This window comes from Sphingomonas qilianensis (assembly GCF_039614825.1).
GTDB lineage: Bacteria > Pseudomonadota > Alphaproteobacteria > Sphingomonadales > Sphingomonadaceae > Sphingomonas > Sphingomonas qilianensis.
Window position 1 is genome coordinate 400451 of record NZ_JBDIMF010000001.1, and the last position, 18466, is coordinate 418916.

The following is an 18466-nucleotide window of genomic DNA, read 5'->3' on the forward strand; positions in this document are numbered from 1 at the left end:
TAATGCAACCATCAGACCACAGCCCCGCTGCCTCGCTCCCGGGCAGCGCCGTCTTCCCGCACCGGCACCTAACCGGCATCGCCGGATTGAAGCCGCATGAGATCACCTTTCTGCTCGACGAAGCCGAGCAGTGGGTGGCGGCCAATCGCGGCTCGAAGAAGAACGACAAGCGCCTGCGCGGCCTCACCCAGATCAACGCCTTTTTCGAGAACAGCACGCGCACCCTGTTGTCGTTCGAGATCGCGGGAAAACGGCTGCGCGCCGATGTCGTCAACGTGCATGCCGCGCAATCCAGCGTGAAGAAGGGCGAAACGCTGATCGACACGGCGATGACGCTGAACGCGATGCGCGCCGATGTGATCGTCATCCGCCACGGCTCGTCGGGCGCAGTGCGGCTGATCGCCGACAAGGTCGATTGCCCGGTGCTCAATGCCGGGGACGGCAGCCATGAACATCCCACGCAAGCACTGCTCGACGCGCTGACCATCCGCCGCCGGCGCGGCACGATCCACAACCAGCGCGTGGTGATCTGCGGCGATGTGCTGCACAGCCGTGTGGCGCGCTCGAACATCCTCGCGCTGACCTCGCTGGCCGCCGACGTGCGCGTCTGCGCGCCCTCCACGCTGATGCCCGCCGCGATCGAGCGCATGGGCGTGACGCCGTTTACCGATTTCGACCAGGCGCTGGAGGGCGCCGATGTGGTGATGATGCTGCGGCTGCAGAACGAGCGCATGGCCGGCGGCTTCGTCCCCTCCAATCGTGAGTTCCACCTGCGCTACGGGCTGACGCTGAAGCGGCTGGCCAAGGCGCAGCCGGGCGCGCTGGTGATGCATCCCGGGCCGATGAACCGCGGCGTCGAGATCGACAGCGCGGTGGCCGATCATGTCGATCAATCGGCGATTACCGAACAGGTCGAAATGGGCGTCGCGGTGCGCATGGCCTGTCTCGACGTGCTGACGCGCCGGTCGCGCGGCGTAAAGGGCTGGGCATGACGATCGCACTTCTCAACGCGCAGCTCGTCTGCCCGGTGGCCGGTACGAGCAGCGGCGGCGTGCTGATCGAGGGCAAGCATATCGCCGCGGTCGGCACCTTCGCGGTGCCCGAGGGCGCCGACGTCATCGATTGCCGCGGCAAGATCCTGAGCCCCGCGATCGTCGATCTCGGCGTGTTCACGATCGACGTGCCCGCCTGCCATGCCGGCGGCATCGTCCGCGTCGGGCTGATGCCCGATCAGACGCCGGTGCTGGATGATCCCGGTATCGTCCAGCGCGCCGCGCTGATCGGCCGCCCCGGTTTGTGGATCCACCCGATCGCCGCCGCCACGCGCGCGCTGGCCGGCAAGGATCTGGCCGAGATGGCGATCAACCGCGATGCCGGCGCGGTCGCGATCGGCACCGGCGAGCGCTGGATCGCCGATTCAGGCGTGATGCGCAAAGTGCTGGCCTATGCCGGCGATCTCGGTCTGACGCTGATTGCCGAAGCGCAGGATGGCGGCATCGTCGGGACTGCCGTGGCCACCGCCGGCGAGACCGCGACGCGCATGGGGCTCCCTTCGGCGCCGTCGATTGCCGAGCCACTGGCGATCGCGCGTGACCTGATGCTGGCCGAGGAAACCGGCGCCAAGCTGCATTTCCGCGCCGTCACCACCACCGCCGGGTTCGATCTGATCCGCGCCGCCAAGCGGCGCGGCGTGCGTGTGACCTGCGGGATCACCCCGGCGCATCTGATGCTCTCGGACATTGCGATGAGCGATTTCCGCACCTTCACGCACCTGTCGCCTCCGTTGCGTGACGAAAGCGATCGGCAGGCGTGCCTCGCCGCGCTCGCCGATGGCACCATCGACATCTTATGTTCGGGTCACGACCCGCGCGGCCCCGAGGAAAAGCGCCTGCCCTTTGCCGATTCGGCGCATGGCATGGCCGGCGCGGAGACGCTGCTGGCGCTCGCGCTGGGCATGGTGCGCGATGAACGCATCACGCTGCAGCGGATGATCGCCATGCTGTCGGCCGGCCCGGCGGCGATCCTCGGGCTCGATACCGGCACGCTCACCCCCGGCGCGCCCGCCGATCTGATGCTGTTCGACGATGGCGCCCCGTGGCTGATAGATGCCGACAAGATGGTCGCCATTGCCGGCAACACGCCGTTTGACGGGTTGCCGGTGCAGGGCAAGGTGCTGCGCCTGTGGAAGGGCGGCGCAGCGCTTATTTAGCGTCGGCAGCCGCGCGCGCTCTGCAACCCGCGCAGATAGCCGCGGCGGGCATGGCCGGCGCTGATCGCCTGTTCGAGCCGGCGCTGTGCGCCCGCCGCACCAGATACTTCACGCACGACGCCGCGGAACGGGATCAGTGAATTGACCACTGCCGATCCGCCCAGTTCGGCGATCCCGGCGCGCTTGGCGCTTTCGCCCGAGCCGAAATCGGGGCCGAGCGCACCGTTCAGCTCGGTTATGCCGGCAGAAAGCTGGGTGCAGCTTTTCAGCGGCGCGTAGGTATTTTCATTGGCGCGCTGCAGTACCGGCGGGATCTTGGTCTTGGCGATGCCGACATCGCGCACCGGCTGGCTGGCGATGCGACCGGCCACGTCGACCGTGTCGTCCTTTTGCGCGTCCTGCGCGTGCGCGGTGACGGAGAAAGCTAACGCAAGACCTGCAATAAGGGGCATTTTAAGAGAGATCATGTGAACATTTTCCGATAATCGTTGAGCCTGCGTAACGCACAACTTGGGGACTAGTCGCATCGTCGCGGCGCGGCGCATGGACGACATGGCTCAGCGCGACGCCAAGTGCGCCCCCGGGGTTACCCAGGCCGCGACCTTGTCGCCAGCGTCGGCGCGCACGAAACAAGCGCCGCCGGTCGTTTTGTAGTTCTGGCACAGCGTGACTGCAGCGCTGCGCGCAAAACCACCGACGGACAGGCGATAAAAAGCGCCTGCCTTGGTTCGCACCGAGACGCCCGAGGGGATCTTGCCGGCCAGCGCGCCGTGTTTGCGCGACAGGCGGCGCCACGCGGCCTGCGCGGCATCGGCGTTATCGAACGCGCCCAGCTGGACGAAGAAATCGCCGTTGCCCGGCATCCTTGCCGCCGTCGTGACGGTCACCGCCGGCTTGGCCGCCACCGCCTTGCTTTTGCGCTTTATGTCGGCGCTCACCGTCGGCACCGCGCGCGCCGGGCGCGGCGGCAGCATCTGCACGACTTCGCGCCGCGCGGCAAAGCTGACATGGACCGGGGCGCCAGCCGGCGGCGGCGCTTCCACAACGTCCGCGGTTTCCACCTGCGCCTCCGGCGGGTGGGCGGCCTGCGCGCCGGGCATATAGGCATCGATCGGTGTCGTGGTCGCCAGCACCGCCACACGGTCGTGCAGCGCCAACCGCATGGGCTGGCCGGGATCCAACACCGGCGTCACCCCCAGCAGATTCGCAACCTGATCCGAGGCGGATGTCGGTTTGGCGAAACGCGCCCATTCCAGCATCCGCGCGTCGAGCAGGTCGGGCCCCACGTCGATCGCGGCAACGGTGCGCGCATCCGCCCAGCGCCCGGCCAGCGCCAGCGCCAGTGCATAATTCTGCCGTGTTTTGGCATCCGCATCGGGCGCGCGCGCGGCGCCGTCGAGCAGCGCGACCGCCGCGACCGGATCCCCGGCCAAGGCCATCGCCAAGCCGCGATCGCGCACCGCGATCGTCGCGGCATGGGCATCAAGCGTTTGCCGCGCGCCCTCCCAATCGCCCTCGCCGATCTCGGTCAGCGCGAGATGGAGCGCTGCCTTGCCATTGCCCGGTTCCAGCGCCAACGCGTCGCCAAAGGCGGTCCGCGCCGAGCCGAACCGGCCGGCCTTCAGATATGCCTGGCCCAGCACCACGCGATAATCGGCCATCAAGGGCGCATAACCAACGGCGCGCTCGGCCTGCTCGACCGCCGCTTCCGCCCTGCCCCTGGCAAGGTTCTTGCGGGCCAGCTCGATCTGTTTGGCGGCATTGCCGGCGGCGTCCCGCACCCCGGCAACGGCGATCCCGCCATTGCCGGCATGGCCCGCCATGGCGCCACCCAGCACCAGCGCCGAAAGACCGAAAGTAATGATCGTTCGGTTCTTCATCGGAAAATCCCCGCGTGGTGCCCGATCGTACAACTGGCGGACCAGCGCGCCGACTGCGGGCAATGTTTCGAAAAGGGCATCCAGCGCCTCCGTGCCGAGGCGCTGGGCCGATTTGTGCTGCGCAGTAACGCGAGGGGCAGGAGGCTTCGCGTCATGATCATGGCCTCAGCTCACGCCCCGGCGGCCGAAGCCCGAACTGGCGGCGCGCTGCGGAACTTGACCTGGCACGGTACCGGGAGCGCTGAACACGGTGCGGCGGAAATTCATTTCCAGGCGATCCGACACGTATGACCATAAGGCGGCGATTTCTTCGGCCGAGCGACAGTTCGGATCGCATTCCATCACCGTGCGGCCATCGATCATCGATGCGGCGAAATCGGTGCGATGATGCACCGTGATCGGCGCCACCGCGCCGTGCTGCGCCAGCGCGACCGCAGCATCGGCGGTGATTCGCGCCTTGGGCGTGCCGCCGTTGACGACGAACAGGAACGGCTTGCCTACGCGTTCGCACAGATCGACGGTCGCGCCAACGGCGCGGAGATCATGTGGGCTCGGACGCGTCGGAATAACGATCAGTTCGGCCACCGCGATAACGCTCTGGATCGCCACCGTCAGTGCCGGCGGCGTATCGATCATGGCCAGTTTAAAGCCTTGCTGGCGCAGCGTTTCGAGATTGGCAGCAAGCTTCGCGGCAGTGGTATGGGCGAAGGCGGGATATTCCGCGGTACGCTCGTTCCACCAATCGGATAGCGACCCCTGCGGATCGATGTCGATCAGCACCACCGGCCCGGCGCCGGCAATTTGCGCCTGGACGGCCAGATGCCCCGACAGCGTCGTCTTGCCCGATCCGCCTTTCTGTGATGCCATCGCCAGAACGCGCATGTGCCGAAACTCCCGATGTCGCGATGCGGCATCGCACGGTTGCGTCAAGAACAGGTTAATGGCGGCAGATCGGGTCGGGCCGCAGGCTCGCTACCGCAATCCTTGCGGCATTTCGGCATGTATCACTGACAATCAAAAAACCAAGGCAAGCCCATGTTATACAAGCAAAGACTTTCGCTAAGAAGGTTCCAGCTGCTCAGCCCACGACCCACTCCGCCGTCCTAATTCCCTGCGCATATAACAACGCGGTCAGATCGCCGTGATCGACCCGCGCAGCGGCGGCCTGCGCCACGATCGGCTTGGCGTGATACGCCACCCCGAGCCCGGCGCGCTCGATCATCGCCAGATCGTTTGCGCCGTCGCCCACCGCCAGCGTTTGGGACGCCGCCAGCCCGCGCTCGGCGCTCGCCGCCAGCAACGTTTCCAGCTTGGTCGCCGATCCCACGATCGGCTTGGCCACCCTGCCGGTAAGCACGCCGCGCTCGACCAGCAGCCGATTGGCAATGGCGCGATCGAATCCGATCATCGCCGCCACAGGATCGGCAAAGCGCGTAAAGCCCCCCGACACCAGCACGGTGAGCGCGCCGCGCGCCTTCATCGTCCGCACCAGAGTTACCGCGCCCGGCATGATCGTCACGCGTTCGTTGAGGCATTGTTCGATCACCGCATCGTCCAGCCCGGCGAGCAAGGCGACACGCGCATCGAGCGCGGCCTCGAATTCCAGCTCGCCCCGCATCGCGCGCTCGGTGATCGCCGCGATCTGCGGCTTGATCCCGGCATAATCGGCCAGTTCGTCGATGCACTCGACCGTGATCATGGTCGAATCCATGTCCGCGATCAGCAGCTTCTTGGCGCGCCTCGCAGCCGGCTGCACGACGATATCGGTCGCCGCGAACGCGCCCTCCAGCGCGGCGCGCGCGGCATCCGGCAACGCCTCGAACGGCACATCAGCGGCACAGCCGTCTTCCAGCCACACCCCCTCGCGCGGCGCGCAGCCCGCGTCGGCCAGCCGGTCGCGCGCGGCGGAAATATCGCCCCCGGCTAGCGTTCCCGGTGCTATCAACGTCGCGATGAACATGGCTCAACCCCTTCCTAGACTGGCGCTCATCGCAGGGCCGACCGCCAGCGGCAAGTCTGCGCTGGCGATGGATCTCGCCGAGCGGCACGACGGCGTGGTGATCAACGCCGACAGCGCGCAGGTCTATGCCAATCTGCGCATCCTCTCCGCCCGCCCCAGCATAGCGGACGAAGCACGCGTGCCGCACCGGCTGTTCGGCTATATCGACGGCGCGGAAAGCTGCTCCGCCGCGCGCTGGGCGGACGACGCGCGCGCCGCCATCGCCGCGGTGCACGCGCATGGCCAGCTGCCCATTCTGGTGGGCGGCACCGGCCTCTATATCCGCACGTTGCTGGACGGCATCGCCCCCATTCCCGACATCGACCCCGCGATCCGCGAAGAGGTCCGCGCGCTTCCCGTGGCCGAGGCGCACACGCAGTTGCAGCAGGCCGACCCCCAGGCCGCCGCGCGCCTCGCCCCCGCCGACACCACCCGCGTCGCCCGCGCGCTCGAAGTGGTGCGCTCGACCGGCCGCACGCTCGCTGACTGGCAGGCGCACCGCGAGGGCGGCATTGCCGGCCAGGTCGATCTTTACCCTGCGATCCTGCTGCCAGACCGCGATTGGTTGCTAACGCGCTGCGACCAGCGTGCCGCGCAGATGCTCGAGCAAGGCGCCGTTGCCGAAGTGGAGGCGCTGCTCGCCCGCGCTGACATCCCCCCCAACCTCTCCGTGCGCCGCGCCATCGGCGTCGCCGAGATCGCCGACTGGCGCGCTGGGATGACCACGCGCGACGAGGCGCTGGGCGCGCTAGCGCTTGCCACGCGGCAATATGCCAAGCGCCAGTTCACCTGGTTTCGCAATCAATCGCCGAAAGACTGGCCGCGCTTGAACGAAAGAAACGAAATACCTCCTGCAATTGATATAATAATGCGTGCCAAGGGTTGACCGCAGTGCTCACCTCCCCTAGCAGCCCCCTTCCCGTATATCTTTACCTGCATCGAGACCGATCATGACGCCTGAGAAAAGTGGAGCCGATATCCTCGTCGACGCGCTGTGCGATCTCGGTGTCGAGGTCGTGTTCGGCTATCCCGGCGGCGCGGTGCTGCCGATCTATGATGCGCTGTTCCGTTCCAAGCGGATCAAGCACGTCCTCGTCCGCCACGAACAGGCGGCGACGCATGCCGCCGAGGGTTATGCCCGCTCGACCGGCAAATGCGGTGTTGTGCTGGTCACCTCGGGGCCCGGCGCGACCAATGCGGTCACCGGCATCACCGATGCGCTGATGGATTCGATTCCCATGGTGGTGATCACCGGCCAGGTGCCGACCGCGTTGATCGGCTCGGACGCGTTCCAGGAAGCCGATACCGTCGGCATCACGCGGCATTGCTCGAAGCACAATTATCTCGTGAAGGATCCGGCCAAGCTCGGTGACGTGGTGCACGAGGCGTTCCATATCGCCACCTCGGGCCGCCCCGGTCCGGTGGTGGTGGACATCCCCAAGGATGTGCAGATCGCCACCGCGGCCTATACCAAGCCCGGCCCGATCCAGCACAAGACCTATCGCCCACAGATCAAGGCCGATCGTGCCCTGATCGAGCGCGCGGTGGATCTGATGGCGGCCGCCGAACGCCCGATCTTCTATACCGGCGGCGGGATCATCAATTCCGGCCCGGCGGCCAGCCAGATGCTGCGCGAACTGGCGCGGATCACCGGCGCGCCCGTCACCTCGACGCTGATGGGTCTGGGCGCGCTGCCGGCCTCGTCCGATCAGTGGCTCGGCATGCTCGGCATGCACGGCACGTACGAAGCCAATTTCGCCATGAACGAGGCCGATCTGGTGATCTGCCTCGGCGCGCGCTTCGATGATCGCGTGACCGGCCGGCTCGATGCGTTCAGCCCCAAGAGCATCAAGATCCATGTCGATATCGATCGCAGCTCGATCAACAAGACGGTGCGCGTCGATCTGCCGATCGTTGGCGATGTCGGCCATGCCATGGAAGACATGATCAAGATCTGGAAATCGCGCCAGCATCCCAAGCCCGATCTGACCGAGTGGTGGCAGCGCATCGCCGGCTGGCGGGCGAAGCAGAGCCTGGGCTTCACCGATCTGCCGTCGGACATCATGCCGCAGCGCGCGGTGCGCGCGTTGTGGGAGGCGACGCACGCGCGCAATCCGATCATCACCACCGAGGTCGGGCAGCATCAGATGTGGGCGGCGCAGCATTTCGGCTTCGAGGCGCCCAACAAGTGGCTGACGAGCGGCGGTCTGGGCACGATGGGTTACGGCCTGCCCGCGGCGATCGGCGCGCAGCTGGGCAATCCCAATGCCTTGGTGATCGACATTGCCGGTGAAGCCTCGATCCAGATGAATATCCAGGAGCTCGCCACGGCGACGCAATATCGCCTGCCGGTCAAGATCTTCATCCTCAACAATCAATATATGGGCATGGTCCGCCAGTGGCAGGAACTGACCTATTCAAGCCGCTATGCCGAGAGCTATTCGGATTCGCTGCCCGATTTCGTCAAGCTCGCCGAAGCCTATGGCTGGAAGGGCATCCGCATCGAAACTATGGGCCAGCTGGAGGGCGGCATCGCCGACATGCTGGCCTATGACGGCCCGGTGCTGGTCGATTGCATGGTCTCGCAGCTGGCCAACTGCTTCCCGATGATCCCCTCGGGCGCGGCGCATACCGAAATGATCCTGCAGGGCGCGGAAGTGTCCGGCGAGATGGATGATGCGGCGAAGGCGCTGGTGTGATGATGCAAGCGCCGAAAAAACTCCCCTCCCGCTTGCGGGAGGGGTCGGGGGAGGGCCTGTCCAATATTGTCAGGCCATGCTGGGGGACACGCCCTCCCCTAGCCCAGTTTGGGGTAAACGACGCCCCGCGTCGTTCAGGTCATGCCGGGGGCATGACCGACCCCAAACTCGCAAGCGGGAGGGGGATCAAGTAATGCATATCCAAACCGAAGCCGCCAAGCGCCACACGCTGGCGATCATGGTCGATAACGAACCGGGCATCCTCGCCCGCATCGCCGGCCTGTTCACCGCGCGCGGCTATAATATCGAGAGCCTGACCGTGTCGGACGTCACCGCCGACAAGGCGGTCAGCCGCATCACCATCGTCACCTCGGCGTCGGATCATGTGATCGAGCAGATCCTGTCGCAGCTCGATCGGCTGGTGCCGGTGCATTCGGTGAGCGATCTCACCGCACTCGGGCCGCATGTCGAGCGCGAGCTGGCGCTGGTCAAGGTGCGCGGCATGGGCGATCACCGTATCGAGGCGTTGCGCCTCGCCGATGTGTACCGCGCCCGCGTGGTCGATGCGACGACCTCGAGCTTCGTATTCGAAGTCACCGGCGGTCCGGACAAGATCGACACGTTCATCACGCTGATGCGCGAAGTCGGGCTGATCGAGGTCGCGCGCACCGGCATCGTCGCGATGGCGCGCGGGAAAGAGCCGGCTTAGTTTCGCTTATCCAGTCTCACCACAACCACCACCGTCACCCCAGCGAAGGCTGGGGTCTCATGGCAACCGGCACCACGCCGCCGCATAAGATGCCAGCCTGCGCTGGCATGACGGATTAGTTTTCGAAGGAGCAACATCATGCGTGTCTATTACGATCGCGACGCCGATCTGAACCTCATCAGCGACAAGAAGATCGCCATCGTCGGCTATGGCTCGCAGGGCCACGCGCATGCGCAGAACCTGCGCGACAGCGGCGTGAAAGACGTGGCGATCGCGCTGCGCGAGGGCTCGGCCACCGCCAGGAAGGTCATCGACGCCGGTTTCGCAGTGAAATCGAACAAGGAAGCCGCGGCCTGGGCCGACATCGTCATGATCCTGGCCCCCGACGAGCATCAGGCGGCGATTTATGCCGAGGACCTGCACGATCATCTCAAGCAGGGCGCGACCATCGCCTTCGCGCACGGCCTCAACGTGCATTTCGGGCTGATCGAGCCGCGCGAGGATCTCGACGTGATTATGATCGCGCCCAAGGGCCCGGGCCACACCGTGCGCTCCGAATATGTCCGCGGCGGCGGCGTCCCCTGCCTGATCGCGATCCACCAGGACAAGAGCGGCAACGCGCATGATATCGGCCTGGCCTATGCCTCGGGCGTCGGCGGCGGCCGCTCGGGCATCATCGAGACGAACTTCAAGGAAGAGTGCGAGACCGATCTGTTCGGCGAGCAGGCCGTGCTGTGCGGCGGCATCACGCATCTGATCCAGGCGGGATTCGAAACGCTGGTCGAGGCCGGATACGCGCCAGAAATGGCCTATTTCGAATGCCTGCATGAAACCAAGCTGATCGTCGATCTGCTGTATGAAGGGGGCATCGCCAACATGCGCTATTCGATCAGCAACACCGCCGAATATGGCGACATCACCACCGGGCCACGGATCATCACCGCGGAGACCAAGGCGGAGATGAAACGCGTGCTGGAGGACATCCAGTCGGGCCGGTTCGTCAAGAATTTCATCCTCGACAACCGCGCCGGCCAGCCCGAGCTCAAGGCCTCGCGCAAGCAGGCGCTTGCCCATCCGATCGAGAAGATCGGCAGCGAATTGCGCGCGATGATGCCGTGGATCGGCAAGAACGCGCTGGTCGATAAAGCCAAGAACTGACGCACGCACGCCCACATCGTCGCCCCAGCGCAGGCTGGGGTCTCCCCGGTAACAAGGAGGCATCCGCCCCGGGGAGATGCCGGCTTTCGCTGGCCTGACGGCTGTGTGGCAGGGCGCCGCACGCGCGAAACGATGCGTTGCCGTTCCAACATTTGACCCCGCGTGCTGGCTGCGTCAGCATCGCGGGATCAACAGGAGAACCATCATGCGCCTCATCCTTCTCGCCGCCGCTGCGCTCGTCGCGACCCCGCTGATCGCCCAGCAAGCATCGCAATTCCCTGGCCAAAAGAATGCCAGCTTCGTCACCGGCGGTGCCTACACCGCCGATCCGGGCCACACGCTGATCAGCTGGGAAGTCGATCACATCGGCTTCACGCCTTATTTCGGCCTGTTCGGCGATATTACCGGCACGCTCAACCTCGATCCCAAAAAGCCGACTGCAGCGACTGTCGACATCACCATCCCGGTCTCCAAGGTGATCACCACCAGCGGCGGGCTCAACGCCCATCTGCTCCGCGAGGGCAAGGATGGCGGCAAGCCGGACTTCTTCGGCCCCGCCCCCGCCGATGCGCATTTCGTCTCTACCTCGGTCAAGCCCACGGGCACGGACAAGGCGCTGGTCACCGGCAACCTGACGCTGAACGGCGTGACCAAGCCCGTCACGCTGGACGTCGCTTTCTATGGCGCGGGCAAGATGCCGGCCACGATGGGCGGCAAGGAAACGGTCGGCTTCGAGGCCACCACCACCGTAACGCGTAGCCAGTTCGGCATCAACGGCGCGCTGCCCGTCGTGTCGGATGCGGTAAAGCTCAAGATCGCCGCGGCGTTCGTCAAATAAACGGAACAAGGCCCCTCCCACCGCGGGAGGGGCTTTCCCAGCGCATCTATGGGCGCGCGGCGATCAGCCCGAGGAAGTTCCCGCGCACCGTTTGCGAAGCGCCCTCCAGCAGACGACGCATCTTTCGATCTAACGCATCCGGATCATCACCCGGTCGGCGCTGCACCATCGTCCAATTGCCGAATTCGCGGGCCTCGATGTTGCGCTCGTGCAGCACGACGATCGCGTGATGCCGCGGGTCCGCCCTGATCCGCGCGAACGTCGTCATCACGCTATCCGCCGCGCCTTCCAGCACCTGCAGGAAGCGTTTGCCGTCGCTCCACAACAACCCGGTCACACCATCCAGGGCATTATTGTGCCGCGATTGCTCCACCACCGTGGGAACGTCGATCTTGGCGCCACTCGGATTGCTCGAGCTAACGTAAAGAAGCTGGCGGAGGGGGGTTACGATGGAATCCATACCCCTCAGTACGCCACTTTGCCGTCAGGCGAATTGAGTGAGATCAAGCGACCGGGCGCGCGCGCCAAATGCCTGCTGGACAGCCCGCCGCATGGCGCGCTAGGCTCGCGCCAATGACGCAAGGCCTGCTCCTTCCGCTGCTGCGACTTACGCGCCCTTAGGCGCGTACCCTCGCCGCGTGCGCCGATCGGCCATGCGCGACCCCGCCTAAGGGACCTTCGCCCCGACCGACGCTATCGAGCCCCGAGCGAGACCATCATGCTGCGCGACCCTTCCACCAAATACCGCCCCTTCCCCCAGATCGACCTGCCGGATCGGCAATGGCCCTCCAGGACGATCACCCGCCCGCCGCGTTGGCTGTCGACCGATCTGCGCGATGGCAATCAGGCGCTGATCGATCCGATGGACGCCGAGAAGAAGACGCGGCTGTTCGATCTGCTGGTCAAGGTCGGGCTCAAGGAGATCGAAGTAGGCTTCCCCTCCGCCGGCGCGACCGAATTCGATTTTATCTCGGGGCTGGTGCGCGGCGAGCATGTGCCGGAGGACGTCACGATCCAGGTGCTGACGCAATCGCGCCGCGACCTCATCGAGAAGAGCTTCGAAAGCCTGCGCGGCAGCCCGCAGGCGATCGTCCATCTCTACAATGCGGTCAGCCCGGCGTGGCGCAAGATCGTGTTCGGCATGACGCGCGACGAGGTGCGCGGTATCGCCATCGAAGGCGCCAAGATCCTGCGCGATTGCGCCGCCGCGCAGCCGGATACTGCGTGGACGTTCGAATATTCGCCCGAGACCTTCTCTACCGCCGAGCTCGATTTCTCGGTCGAGGTGTGCGCGGCGGTGATGGACGTGCTGCGCCCGACCCCGGACAAGCCGATCATCTTCAATCTCCCCGCCACGGTCGAATGCGCTACGCCCAATATCTATGCCGACCAGATCGAATGGTTCGCGCGGAGCATCCCGAACCGCGACAGCGTCGTGATCTCCTTGCACACGCACAATGATCGCGGCACCGGCGTGGCCGCGGCAGAACTGGGCCTGATGGCCGGCGCGGACCGCGTGGAGGGCTGTTTATTGGGCAATGGCGAGCGCACGGGCAATTGCGACCTCGTCACCGTGGCCCTCAACATGTACACGCAAGGCGTTGATCCAGCACTGGACTTTTCCGACATCGACGGCATCGTCAACACCATCAATTACTGCACCAATATTCCGGTCCATCCGCGTACGCCATACGCTGGCGATCTGGTGTTCACCGCCTTTTCGGGCAGCCATCAGGACGCGATCAAGAAGGGCTTCGCGGCGCAGGAGGCGAAGAACGATCCACTGTGGGAAGTGCCGTACCTGCCGATCGACCCGGCCGATCTCGGGCGCAGCTACGAAGCGGTGATCCGGGTCAATTCGCAGTCGGGCAAGGGCGGCGTCGCCTGGGTCATCGAGCAGGATAAGGGATTGAAGCTGCCCAAGCGTCTGCAGGCCGATTTCAGCCGCCACGTCCAGGCGATGGCGGATGAGACCAGCCGCGAACTCAACGCCGCCGATATCTGGGGCCGGTTCGAAGCGACCTATCTGCCCACCGGACTCGATCGCTTCGCGCTGATCGATTATCAGGAAAGCCACGCCCCCGGCGGCCCGCCGCGCATTTTCACCGGCAAGGTCCGGCTGGACGGCGAGGAACGCTCGATCAGCGGCCGCGGCAACGGATTGATCTCGAGCGTGCTCGATGCCTTGCACGAGGATTGCGGCGTGGTGCTCGAAGTGGTCGATTATAATGAACATGCCATCGGCCACGGCGCCGATGCGCAGGCCGCCGCTTATGTCGAATGTCGCACGGGCGAAGGGCGGACGGTGTTCGGCGTCGGGCTCGATACCGATATCGCCACCGCCAGCGTGCGCGCCATGCTCAGCGCGGCCAACCGGGCATGAAGCTTCTTACTTGAGGCCCTCTACCAAGAAGATGGGATAGGGTCTTAAGAGAACTTCGCCCGCTCCCTGACAATCTCGCAGCCGATCCCGGCATCGGGATAGATATCGGTCTTCATCGTCCGCACTCGCACCCGCATCACGCGCGCATCGTCCAGGCACAACGCGGCAATCGTCTCGCATAACGTTTCCTGCAAGGCGAAGCGGCGCTGCGCGGCGAGCGTCAGGATGCCCGTGCGGACGAAATCATAATCCAGCACCTGGTCGATCGCGTCCTCGCCCAGCGGCGCTGGATAATCGACCGTCATCTCGACCGACACGATCACTCGCTGCGGCTCGGCCTCGTGCGCGTAGATGCCCAGCCGGATCATCACCGCCAGGCGATCGAGGAGCGTGGTGAACTCAGCCACGCGCACGTTCGAACATCACGTCCCGCTCCCTTGGCAATAGCCGCTGGCCACCATCGACATATACCGTCTGCCCGGTGATCCCGCGCGCGCCGAGCAGAAAGCCGACCGCCGCTGCCACGTCTGCCGGATCGACCAGTCGCCGCAATGCATTCTCGGCGGCCACCGCGGCAAACTCCGCGTCGGTCTGGTCGCCGCTGGGCAGGCAGAGCCCCGGCGCCACCGCGTTGACGCGGACCCGCGGGCCCAGCGCCTGCGCGAGCATCACCGTCGCGCCGGCCAGCGCCAGCTTGCCGCCGGTATAAGAGAAGAAATCCGGGTTCAGGTTCACCACCTTCTGGTCGAGCACGTTGACCACCGCCGCATCGGGCACATCATCCTGCCGCGCCAGCGCCGAGGCGAGCAGCACCGGCGCGGAATGCCCGATCGCGTAAAGCCGCGCGAGCAATGCAGGATCGAGCGCCGGTGGCGTGTCATAGTCGAACGCCGACGCGCTGTTGACCAGCCCGTCGATCGCCCCGCCCGCCACGGCGCGCGCACGCGCAAACAGATCGTCGATGCCAGCAGTGTCGGCCAGATCGCCCTGCACCACCCCGACGGCCCCGATCTCCGCCGCCAGCGCCTCCGCCGCGCCCCGCGACGCGCCGTAATGGATCACCACGCGCTGCCCATCTGCGGCCAGCGCCCGCGCGATAATCGCGCCAAGCCGCTTCGCCCCGCCAGTGACCAGAACGGTGCGCAACGTCACACGCCCATCAGCGCGAGCACTTCCTTGCGGCTGCGCTCGTCATCACGGAACACGCCCATCATGCGGCTGGTGACCATCTTCACGCCGGGCGTCCGCACGCCGCGCGCGGTCATGCAGCCATGGCTGGCCTGGATCACCACTGCCACGCCGTGCGGCTTGAGATTGTCCCAGATGCAATCCGCCACTTGCGCGGTCAGCCGCTCCTGGACCTGCAGCCGACGCGCAAAGGCGTTGAGCACGCGCGCCAGCTTGGAAATGCCCACGACATGGTCACGCGGCAGATAGGCGATATGCGCGGTGCCGATGATCGGCGCCATGTGATGTTCGCAATGCGACTGAAACGGAATGTCTTTCAACAGCACGATTTCGTCATAGCCGCCCACTTCGTCGAACACGCGCGCGAGATGATGCGCCGGATCATCGCCATAGCCGCTGCAATATTCCTTCCAGGCGCGTGCCACCCGCGCCGGCGTGTCGAGCAGCCCCTCGCGCGCGGGATCGTCACCGGACCAGCGGATCAGCGTCCGGATCGCCTCCTGAACATGCTCCGGCACCGCCATCTTTGCCAGTGGCGTAATAAGATCGCCGCCAACCGGCGCGTCGGGAAGATCGGTCAATGCACCATCCTTGAACAGAGTCGCCCGCATGACGCTACGGCAAGCATCATCTGGCGTACTTTCGTCTTGTCCCGGCTCCTGTCTCATCTGAGCAACTGTCCCGCAACCCCACAGTTTCGCACGCAATTCCGATTGACGGCGTTGCTCGGCGGGCGCAGCCTTGGCTTGTTAAACAGAGAACCTTGCCAGACGGCCAACAGAGCTGCGGCAATATAGGAGGGGATCACCATGAAGAAATGCGAACTGATCGCTGCGTCCGTACTCGCCTTGGTCATGTCCATGCCGGCTTACGCCCAAGAGCTGTCCTCGGCATCGACCACCAGCGCGGGGCAAGACACGCCGGGCGCCGGACCGTCCGACTATAACCAGGACGAGGATATCATCGTTACCGCCACGAAGCGCGCGCAAACACTGCAGGATGTGCCGATCTCGGTGTCGGTGACTGCATTGGAAACAATCGAGCGCGCGCAGATCCGCGATTTGATAGATCTCCAGTCGATTGTACCGTCGCTCAAGGTGACGCAGTTCAACGCGGTCGGCCAGACCAACTTCATTATTCGCGGTTTTGGCAACGGCAACGGTAATGACGGCATTGAAAGCTCGGTCGGCGTGTTTATCGATGGCGTGTATCGCTCGCGCTCCGCCGCCGCACTGGACGATCTGCCTGAAGTAGAACGCATCGAGGTGTTGCGTGGGCCGCAATCCACCTTGTTCGGCAAAAACGTGTCCGCCGGCGCGATCAGCATCGTCACCAAGCGCCCCCAATTCGAATGGGGCGGCAAGGCCGAGATCAGCTACGGCAATTATCATCAGATGCAGGGCAAGGCGACGATCACGGGACCGCTGACCTCGACCGTCGCCGTGCGGCTGTCGGGCAGCTTCAATTTCCGCGACGGCTATTTCGATAACGTGACGACGGGCTCGGATATCAATAATCGCGACCGCCAATCGGTGCGCGGCGATGTCTTGTGGGAGCCGTCCTCCGATTTCTCGCTGCGCGTCATCGCCGATTACAACGTGATCAAGGAGGTTTGCTGCGGCGTGCAGACCATCTTCAACGGGCCGGCGACGCAGTTCATCGGCGCGCCGGCGCCCTTCGGCCTGGGCAAAAACATCGGCGATCCGGCGGCAATCTATGATCGCAACGTGATCTTTAATACCGATCCCAGCAATCGGGTGCGCGGCAAGGGCGTCTCGGCGCAGGCCGACTACGATCTGGGCGGCGCCAAGCTGACCTCGATCACCGCGTATCGTAACCAGATCAACGAATCGCAGCAGGATATTGATTTCACGGCGGCGGACATTTCGAACAATACCACCGCCAACGAGATCAAGACCTTCACGCAGGAATTGCGGCTGGCGTCGCAGGGCGATGGCCCGTTCAGCTATTTGATCGGTGGCTTCTATCAGGACGAGAAGCTCGATACCGGGCGTGACATTCGCTACGGCAGCGATATTCGCGGCTTTGCCAACGGTTTGTCGCAAAACGCGCTGATCCAACTTGAAACGTTGCAATCCTTGGTCAATCCCGCGGTGCGCCCCGGGCTGACCTATTTCCAGCCCGGCCAGGGTATTTCCGATCGCTACAAGCTTAAGCAGCGCTCCTATTCGGTCTTCGGGCAGGCGGATTACCGCATCACCAATCGCCTGACCGTCACCGGCGGCCTCGCCTATCTCAACGATCGCAAGGAGGCGCGGTCCTCGGTCGTGATGCAGGATCCATTCTCGGCGCTCAATCTGCAGAACGTGCCCGAGCTCGGCTTCCTGCCGCTGACGATCCTCAACCCGGCAGCGCCAGCCGGGGCGCGCATCCCGACCAACCTGTTCGGTGCGCTCGGCGCGTTGCAATTCTTCTACGGCGATTCGCCGACGCACGGGCCGGTCAATTTTCCCAACGCCGCGGAGAGTGGCGTGCTGAAGGGCGACAAATTCACCTATGCCGCCCGCATCGCTTATGATCTCGATCTGCTCAACGTCTATGCCAGTTATTCCACCGGCTGGAAGGCAGGCGCCTTCAACTTGTCGTCGGATAGCCGCCCGCCCGACGTGAACGGCGCCGGCCGCACCGCCGATCCCGAAGATGTCGCGGTGTATGAAGTGGGTGCCAAGGCCAAGTTCCGCGGCGGATATGTCAACCTCGCGCTATTCCAGCAGACCATCAAGGGCTTCCAGTCGAATGCCTTTACCGGGCTGGGCTACAGCCTGGTGAATGCCGGCGAGCAATCGGTGCGCGGGTTCGAAGTGGACGCCGCATATCGCCCCATCTCGTTCCTGTCGTTGACCGCGGCGGCCACCTATCTCGATCCGAAATACGATTCCTTTATCGGAGCACCTTGCGTCAATTACGATAGCGAGCGTTGCCCGGTCGATCCCGCCACCGGTCGCCGTCCGAATTTCCGTGATTTGTCGGGCGATCGTCCGGCCGGCATCCCGACCTGGAGCCTGGCTGTGGCGGCAACCATTTCCCACGATCTGGCCGAGGGCATCAACGGCTATGTCCGCGGCGAATACGATTACACCAGCAAATTCCAGCTGATCGAAACGACGCCGCCCGAATTGTCGACCGTCGGATCGCAGGCGCTCAACGCCAGCGCCGGGCTGACCTTTGCCAACCAGCAGCTCGAGGTAATGGTATGGGGCCGTAACCTGACGAATTACAACACGCTGATCAGCAGTTTTCCTACGGTCGCGCAGGATGGCAGCTATAGCGGCTACCCCAATCAGCCGCGCACCTATGGCGTTACTTTGCGCAAGACCTTCTGACGTCCCGGCGTCATCGGACCACCTCAGCTCCCGGCCTGGGCCGGGAGCTGAGGTGGGTG

Annotated in this window: 17 protein-coding genes; 9 read left to right on the top strand and 8 right to left on the bottom strand. The window is 64.9% G+C overall.

Annotation, left to right across the window (positions count from 1 at the left end; all coding sequences use genetic code 11):
- Nucleotides 1-2: 2 nt before the first annotated feature.
- Both ABC969_RS01935 and ABC969_RS01940 read left to right on the top strand, forming a co-directional pair.
- A complete protein-coding gene (locus ABC969_RS01935; protein WP_345862585.1) occupies nucleotides 3-992 on the top strand; it encodes an aspartate carbamoyltransferase catalytic subunit in 990 nt (329 codons plus the stop codon).
- Nucleotides 989-2209 carry a dihydroorotase gene (locus ABC969_RS01940; protein ID WP_345862586.1) on the top strand — a complete coding sequence of 407 codons (1221 nt, stop codon included), beginning with the start codon at nucleotides 989-991 and terminating at the stop codon, nucleotides 2207-2209. The genes ABC969_RS01935 and ABC969_RS01940 overlap by 4 nt, the downstream gene beginning before the upstream one ends.
- Here the strand turns inward: ABC969_RS01940 and ABC969_RS01945 are convergent.
- The 4 genes from ABC969_RS01945 to serB form a co-directional block, all read right to left on the bottom strand.
- The gene (locus tag ABC969_RS01945; protein ID WP_345862588.1) at nucleotides 2206-2661 is read right to left on the bottom strand and encodes a hypothetical protein; all 456 of its coding nucleotides are present in this window, start codon (nucleotides 2659-2661) and stop codon (nucleotides 2206-2208) included. The genes ABC969_RS01940 and ABC969_RS01945 overlap by 4 nt on opposite strands.
- Nucleotides 2662-2766: 105 nt before the next feature.
- On the bottom strand, nucleotides 2767-4089 hold the full coding sequence (locus tag ABC969_RS01950; RefSeq protein WP_345862590.1) for an SPOR domain-containing protein: 1323 nt from the start codon (nucleotides 4087-4089) through the stop codon (nucleotides 2767-2769).
- Between the two features lie 165 nt (nucleotides 4090-4254).
- Complete coding sequence (locus tag ABC969_RS01955) at nucleotides 4255-4971, bottom strand: AAA family ATPase (RefSeq protein ID WP_345862592.1); 717 nt, start codon at nucleotides 4969-4971, stop codon at nucleotides 4255-4257.
- A gap of 196 nt (nucleotides 4972-5167) precedes the next feature.
- A complete protein-coding gene (serB, locus tag ABC969_RS01960) occupies nucleotides 5168-6049 on the bottom strand; it encodes a phosphoserine phosphatase SerB (protein WP_345862593.1) in 882 nt (293 codons plus the stop codon).
- On the opposite strand from serB, the gene miaA reads away from it, so the two are divergent.
- From miaA to ABC969_RS01985, 5 genes are all read left to right on the top strand, one after another.
- Complete coding sequence (gene miaA / locus ABC969_RS01965; RefSeq protein WP_345862594.1) at nucleotides 6042-6974, top strand: tRNA (adenosine(37)-N6)-dimethylallyltransferase MiaA; 933 nt, start codon at nucleotides 6042-6044, stop codon at nucleotides 6972-6974. The genes serB and miaA overlap by 8 nt on opposite strands.
- 64 nt (nucleotides 6975-7038) lie before the next feature.
- Nucleotides 7039-8787: an acetolactate synthase 3 large subunit gene (locus tag ABC969_RS01970; RefSeq protein ID WP_345862596.1), complete on the top strand. Its 1749-nt coding sequence runs from the start codon at nucleotides 7039-7041 to the stop codon at nucleotides 8785-8787.
- Between the two features lie 193 nt (nucleotides 8788-8980).
- Complete coding sequence (gene ilvN, locus ABC969_RS01975) at nucleotides 8981-9496, top strand: acetolactate synthase small subunit (protein WP_345862597.1); 516 nt, start codon at nucleotides 8981-8983, stop codon at nucleotides 9494-9496.
- 138 nt (nucleotides 9497-9634) lie between these two features.
- Nucleotides 9635-10654 carry a ketol-acid reductoisomerase gene (gene ilvC, locus ABC969_RS01980; protein WP_345862599.1) on the top strand — a complete coding sequence of 340 codons (1020 nt, stop codon included), beginning with the start codon at nucleotides 9635-9637 and terminating at the stop codon, nucleotides 10652-10654.
- A 205-nt stretch (nucleotides 10655-10859) separates the two neighbouring features.
- The gene (locus ABC969_RS01985) at nucleotides 10860-11492 is read left to right on the top strand and encodes a YceI family protein (RefSeq protein WP_345862600.1); all 633 of its coding nucleotides are present in this window, start codon (nucleotides 10860-10862) and stop codon (nucleotides 11490-11492) included.
- A 46-nt stretch (nucleotides 11493-11538) separates the two neighbouring features.
- On the opposite strand, the gene ABC969_RS01990 is transcribed toward ABC969_RS01985, so the two are convergent.
- Nucleotides 11539-11952 carry a BLUF domain-containing protein gene (locus tag ABC969_RS01990; protein ID WP_345862601.1) on the bottom strand — a complete coding sequence of 138 codons (414 nt, stop codon included), beginning with the start codon at nucleotides 11950-11952 and terminating at the stop codon, nucleotides 11539-11541.
- Between the two features lie 258 nt (nucleotides 11953-12210).
- On the opposite strand from ABC969_RS01990, the gene leuA reads away from it, so the two are divergent.
- Nucleotides 12211-13875: a 2-isopropylmalate synthase gene (gene leuA / locus ABC969_RS01995; protein WP_345862603.1), complete on the top strand. Its 1665-nt coding sequence runs from the start codon at nucleotides 12211-12213 to the stop codon at nucleotides 13873-13875.
- Nucleotides 13876-13919: 44 nt separating this feature from the next.
- Here the strand turns inward: leuA and ABC969_RS02000 are convergent, their stop codons facing one another.
- The 3 genes from ABC969_RS02000 to folE are packed head-to-tail and all read right to left on the bottom strand — an operon-like array spanning nucleotide 13920 to nucleotide 15587.
- On the bottom strand, nucleotides 13920-14282 hold the full coding sequence (locus ABC969_RS02000; protein WP_345862604.1) for a dihydroneopterin aldolase: 363 nt from the start codon (nucleotides 14280-14282) through the stop codon (nucleotides 13920-13922).
- Nucleotides 14275-15027 carry an SDR family oxidoreductase gene (locus tag ABC969_RS02005; RefSeq protein WP_345862606.1) on the bottom strand — a complete coding sequence of 251 codons (753 nt, stop codon included), beginning with the start codon at nucleotides 15025-15027 and terminating at the stop codon, nucleotides 14275-14277. Before ABC969_RS02005 ends, ABC969_RS02000 begins: the two co-directional genes overlap by 8 nt.
- Nucleotides 15024-15587, bottom strand: a complete 564-nt coding sequence (gene folE, locus ABC969_RS02010) for a GTP cyclohydrolase I FolE (RefSeq protein ID WP_345863789.1) — start codon at nucleotides 15585-15587, stop codon at nucleotides 15024-15026. Before folE ends, ABC969_RS02005 begins: the two co-directional genes overlap by 4 nt.
- A gap of 285 nt (nucleotides 15588-15872) precedes the next feature.
- Between folE and ABC969_RS02015 the strand changes: the two genes are divergently transcribed.
- Nucleotides 15873-18407, top strand: coding sequence for a TonB-dependent receptor (locus tag ABC969_RS02015; protein WP_345862608.1), 2535 nt, complete (start codon nucleotides 15873-15875; stop codon nucleotides 18405-18407).
- Nucleotides 18408-18466 lie beyond the last annotated feature (59 nt).

Bases quoted from the DNA above. Each gene is read 5' to 3' on its own strand.
- ABC969_RS01935 (WP_345862585.1), top strand. From the start codon at position 3: ATGCAACCATCAGACCACAGCCCCGCTGCCTCGCTCCCGGGCAGCGCC.
- ABC969_RS01940 (WP_345862586.1), top strand. From the start codon at position 989: ATGACGATCGCACTTCTCAACGCGCAGCTCGTCTGCCCGGTGGCCGGT.
- ABC969_RS01945 (WP_345862588.1), bottom strand. From the start codon at position 2,661: ATGCCCCTTATTGCAGGTCTTGCGTTAGCTTTCTCCGTCACCGCGCAC.
- ABC969_RS01950 (WP_345862590.1), bottom strand. From the start codon at position 4,089: ATGAAGAACCGAACGATCATTACTTTCGGTCTTTCGGCGCTGGTGCTG.
- ABC969_RS01955 (WP_345862592.1), bottom strand. From the start codon at position 4,971: ATGCGCGTTCTGGCGATGGCATCACAGAAAGGCGGATCGGGCAAGACG.
- miaA (WP_345862594.1), top strand. From the start codon at position 6,042: ATGAACATGGCTCAACCCCTTCCTAGACTGGCGCTCATCGCAGGGCCG.
- serB (WP_345862593.1), bottom strand. From the start codon at position 6,049: ATGTTCATCGCGACGTTGATAGCACCGGGAACGCTAGCCGGGGGCGAT.
- ABC969_RS01970 (WP_345862596.1), top strand. From the start codon at position 7,039: ATGACGCCTGAGAAAAGTGGAGCCGATATCCTCGTCGACGCGCTGTGC.
- ilvN (WP_345862597.1), top strand. From the start codon at position 8,981: ATGCATATCCAAACCGAAGCCGCCAAGCGCCACACGCTGGCGATCATG.
- ilvC (WP_345862599.1), top strand. From the start codon at position 9,635: ATGCGTGTCTATTACGATCGCGACGCCGATCTGAACCTCATCAGCGAC.
- ABC969_RS01985 (WP_345862600.1), top strand. From the start codon at position 10,860: ATGCGCCTCATCCTTCTCGCCGCCGCTGCGCTCGTCGCGACCCCGCTG.
- ABC969_RS01990 (WP_345862601.1), bottom strand. From the start codon at position 11,952: ATGGATTCCATCGTAACCCCCCTCCGCCAGCTTCTTTACGTTAGCTCG.
- leuA (WP_345862603.1), top strand. From the start codon at position 12,211: ATGCTGCGCGACCCTTCCACCAAATACCGCCCCTTCCCCCAGATCGAC.
- folE (WP_345863789.1), bottom strand. From the start codon at position 15,587: ATGGCGGTGCCGGAGCATGTTCAGGAGGCGATCCGGACGCTGATCCGC.
- ABC969_RS02015 (WP_345862608.1), top strand. From the start codon at position 15,873: ATGAAGAAATGCGAACTGATCGCTGCGTCCGTACTCGCCTTGGTCATG.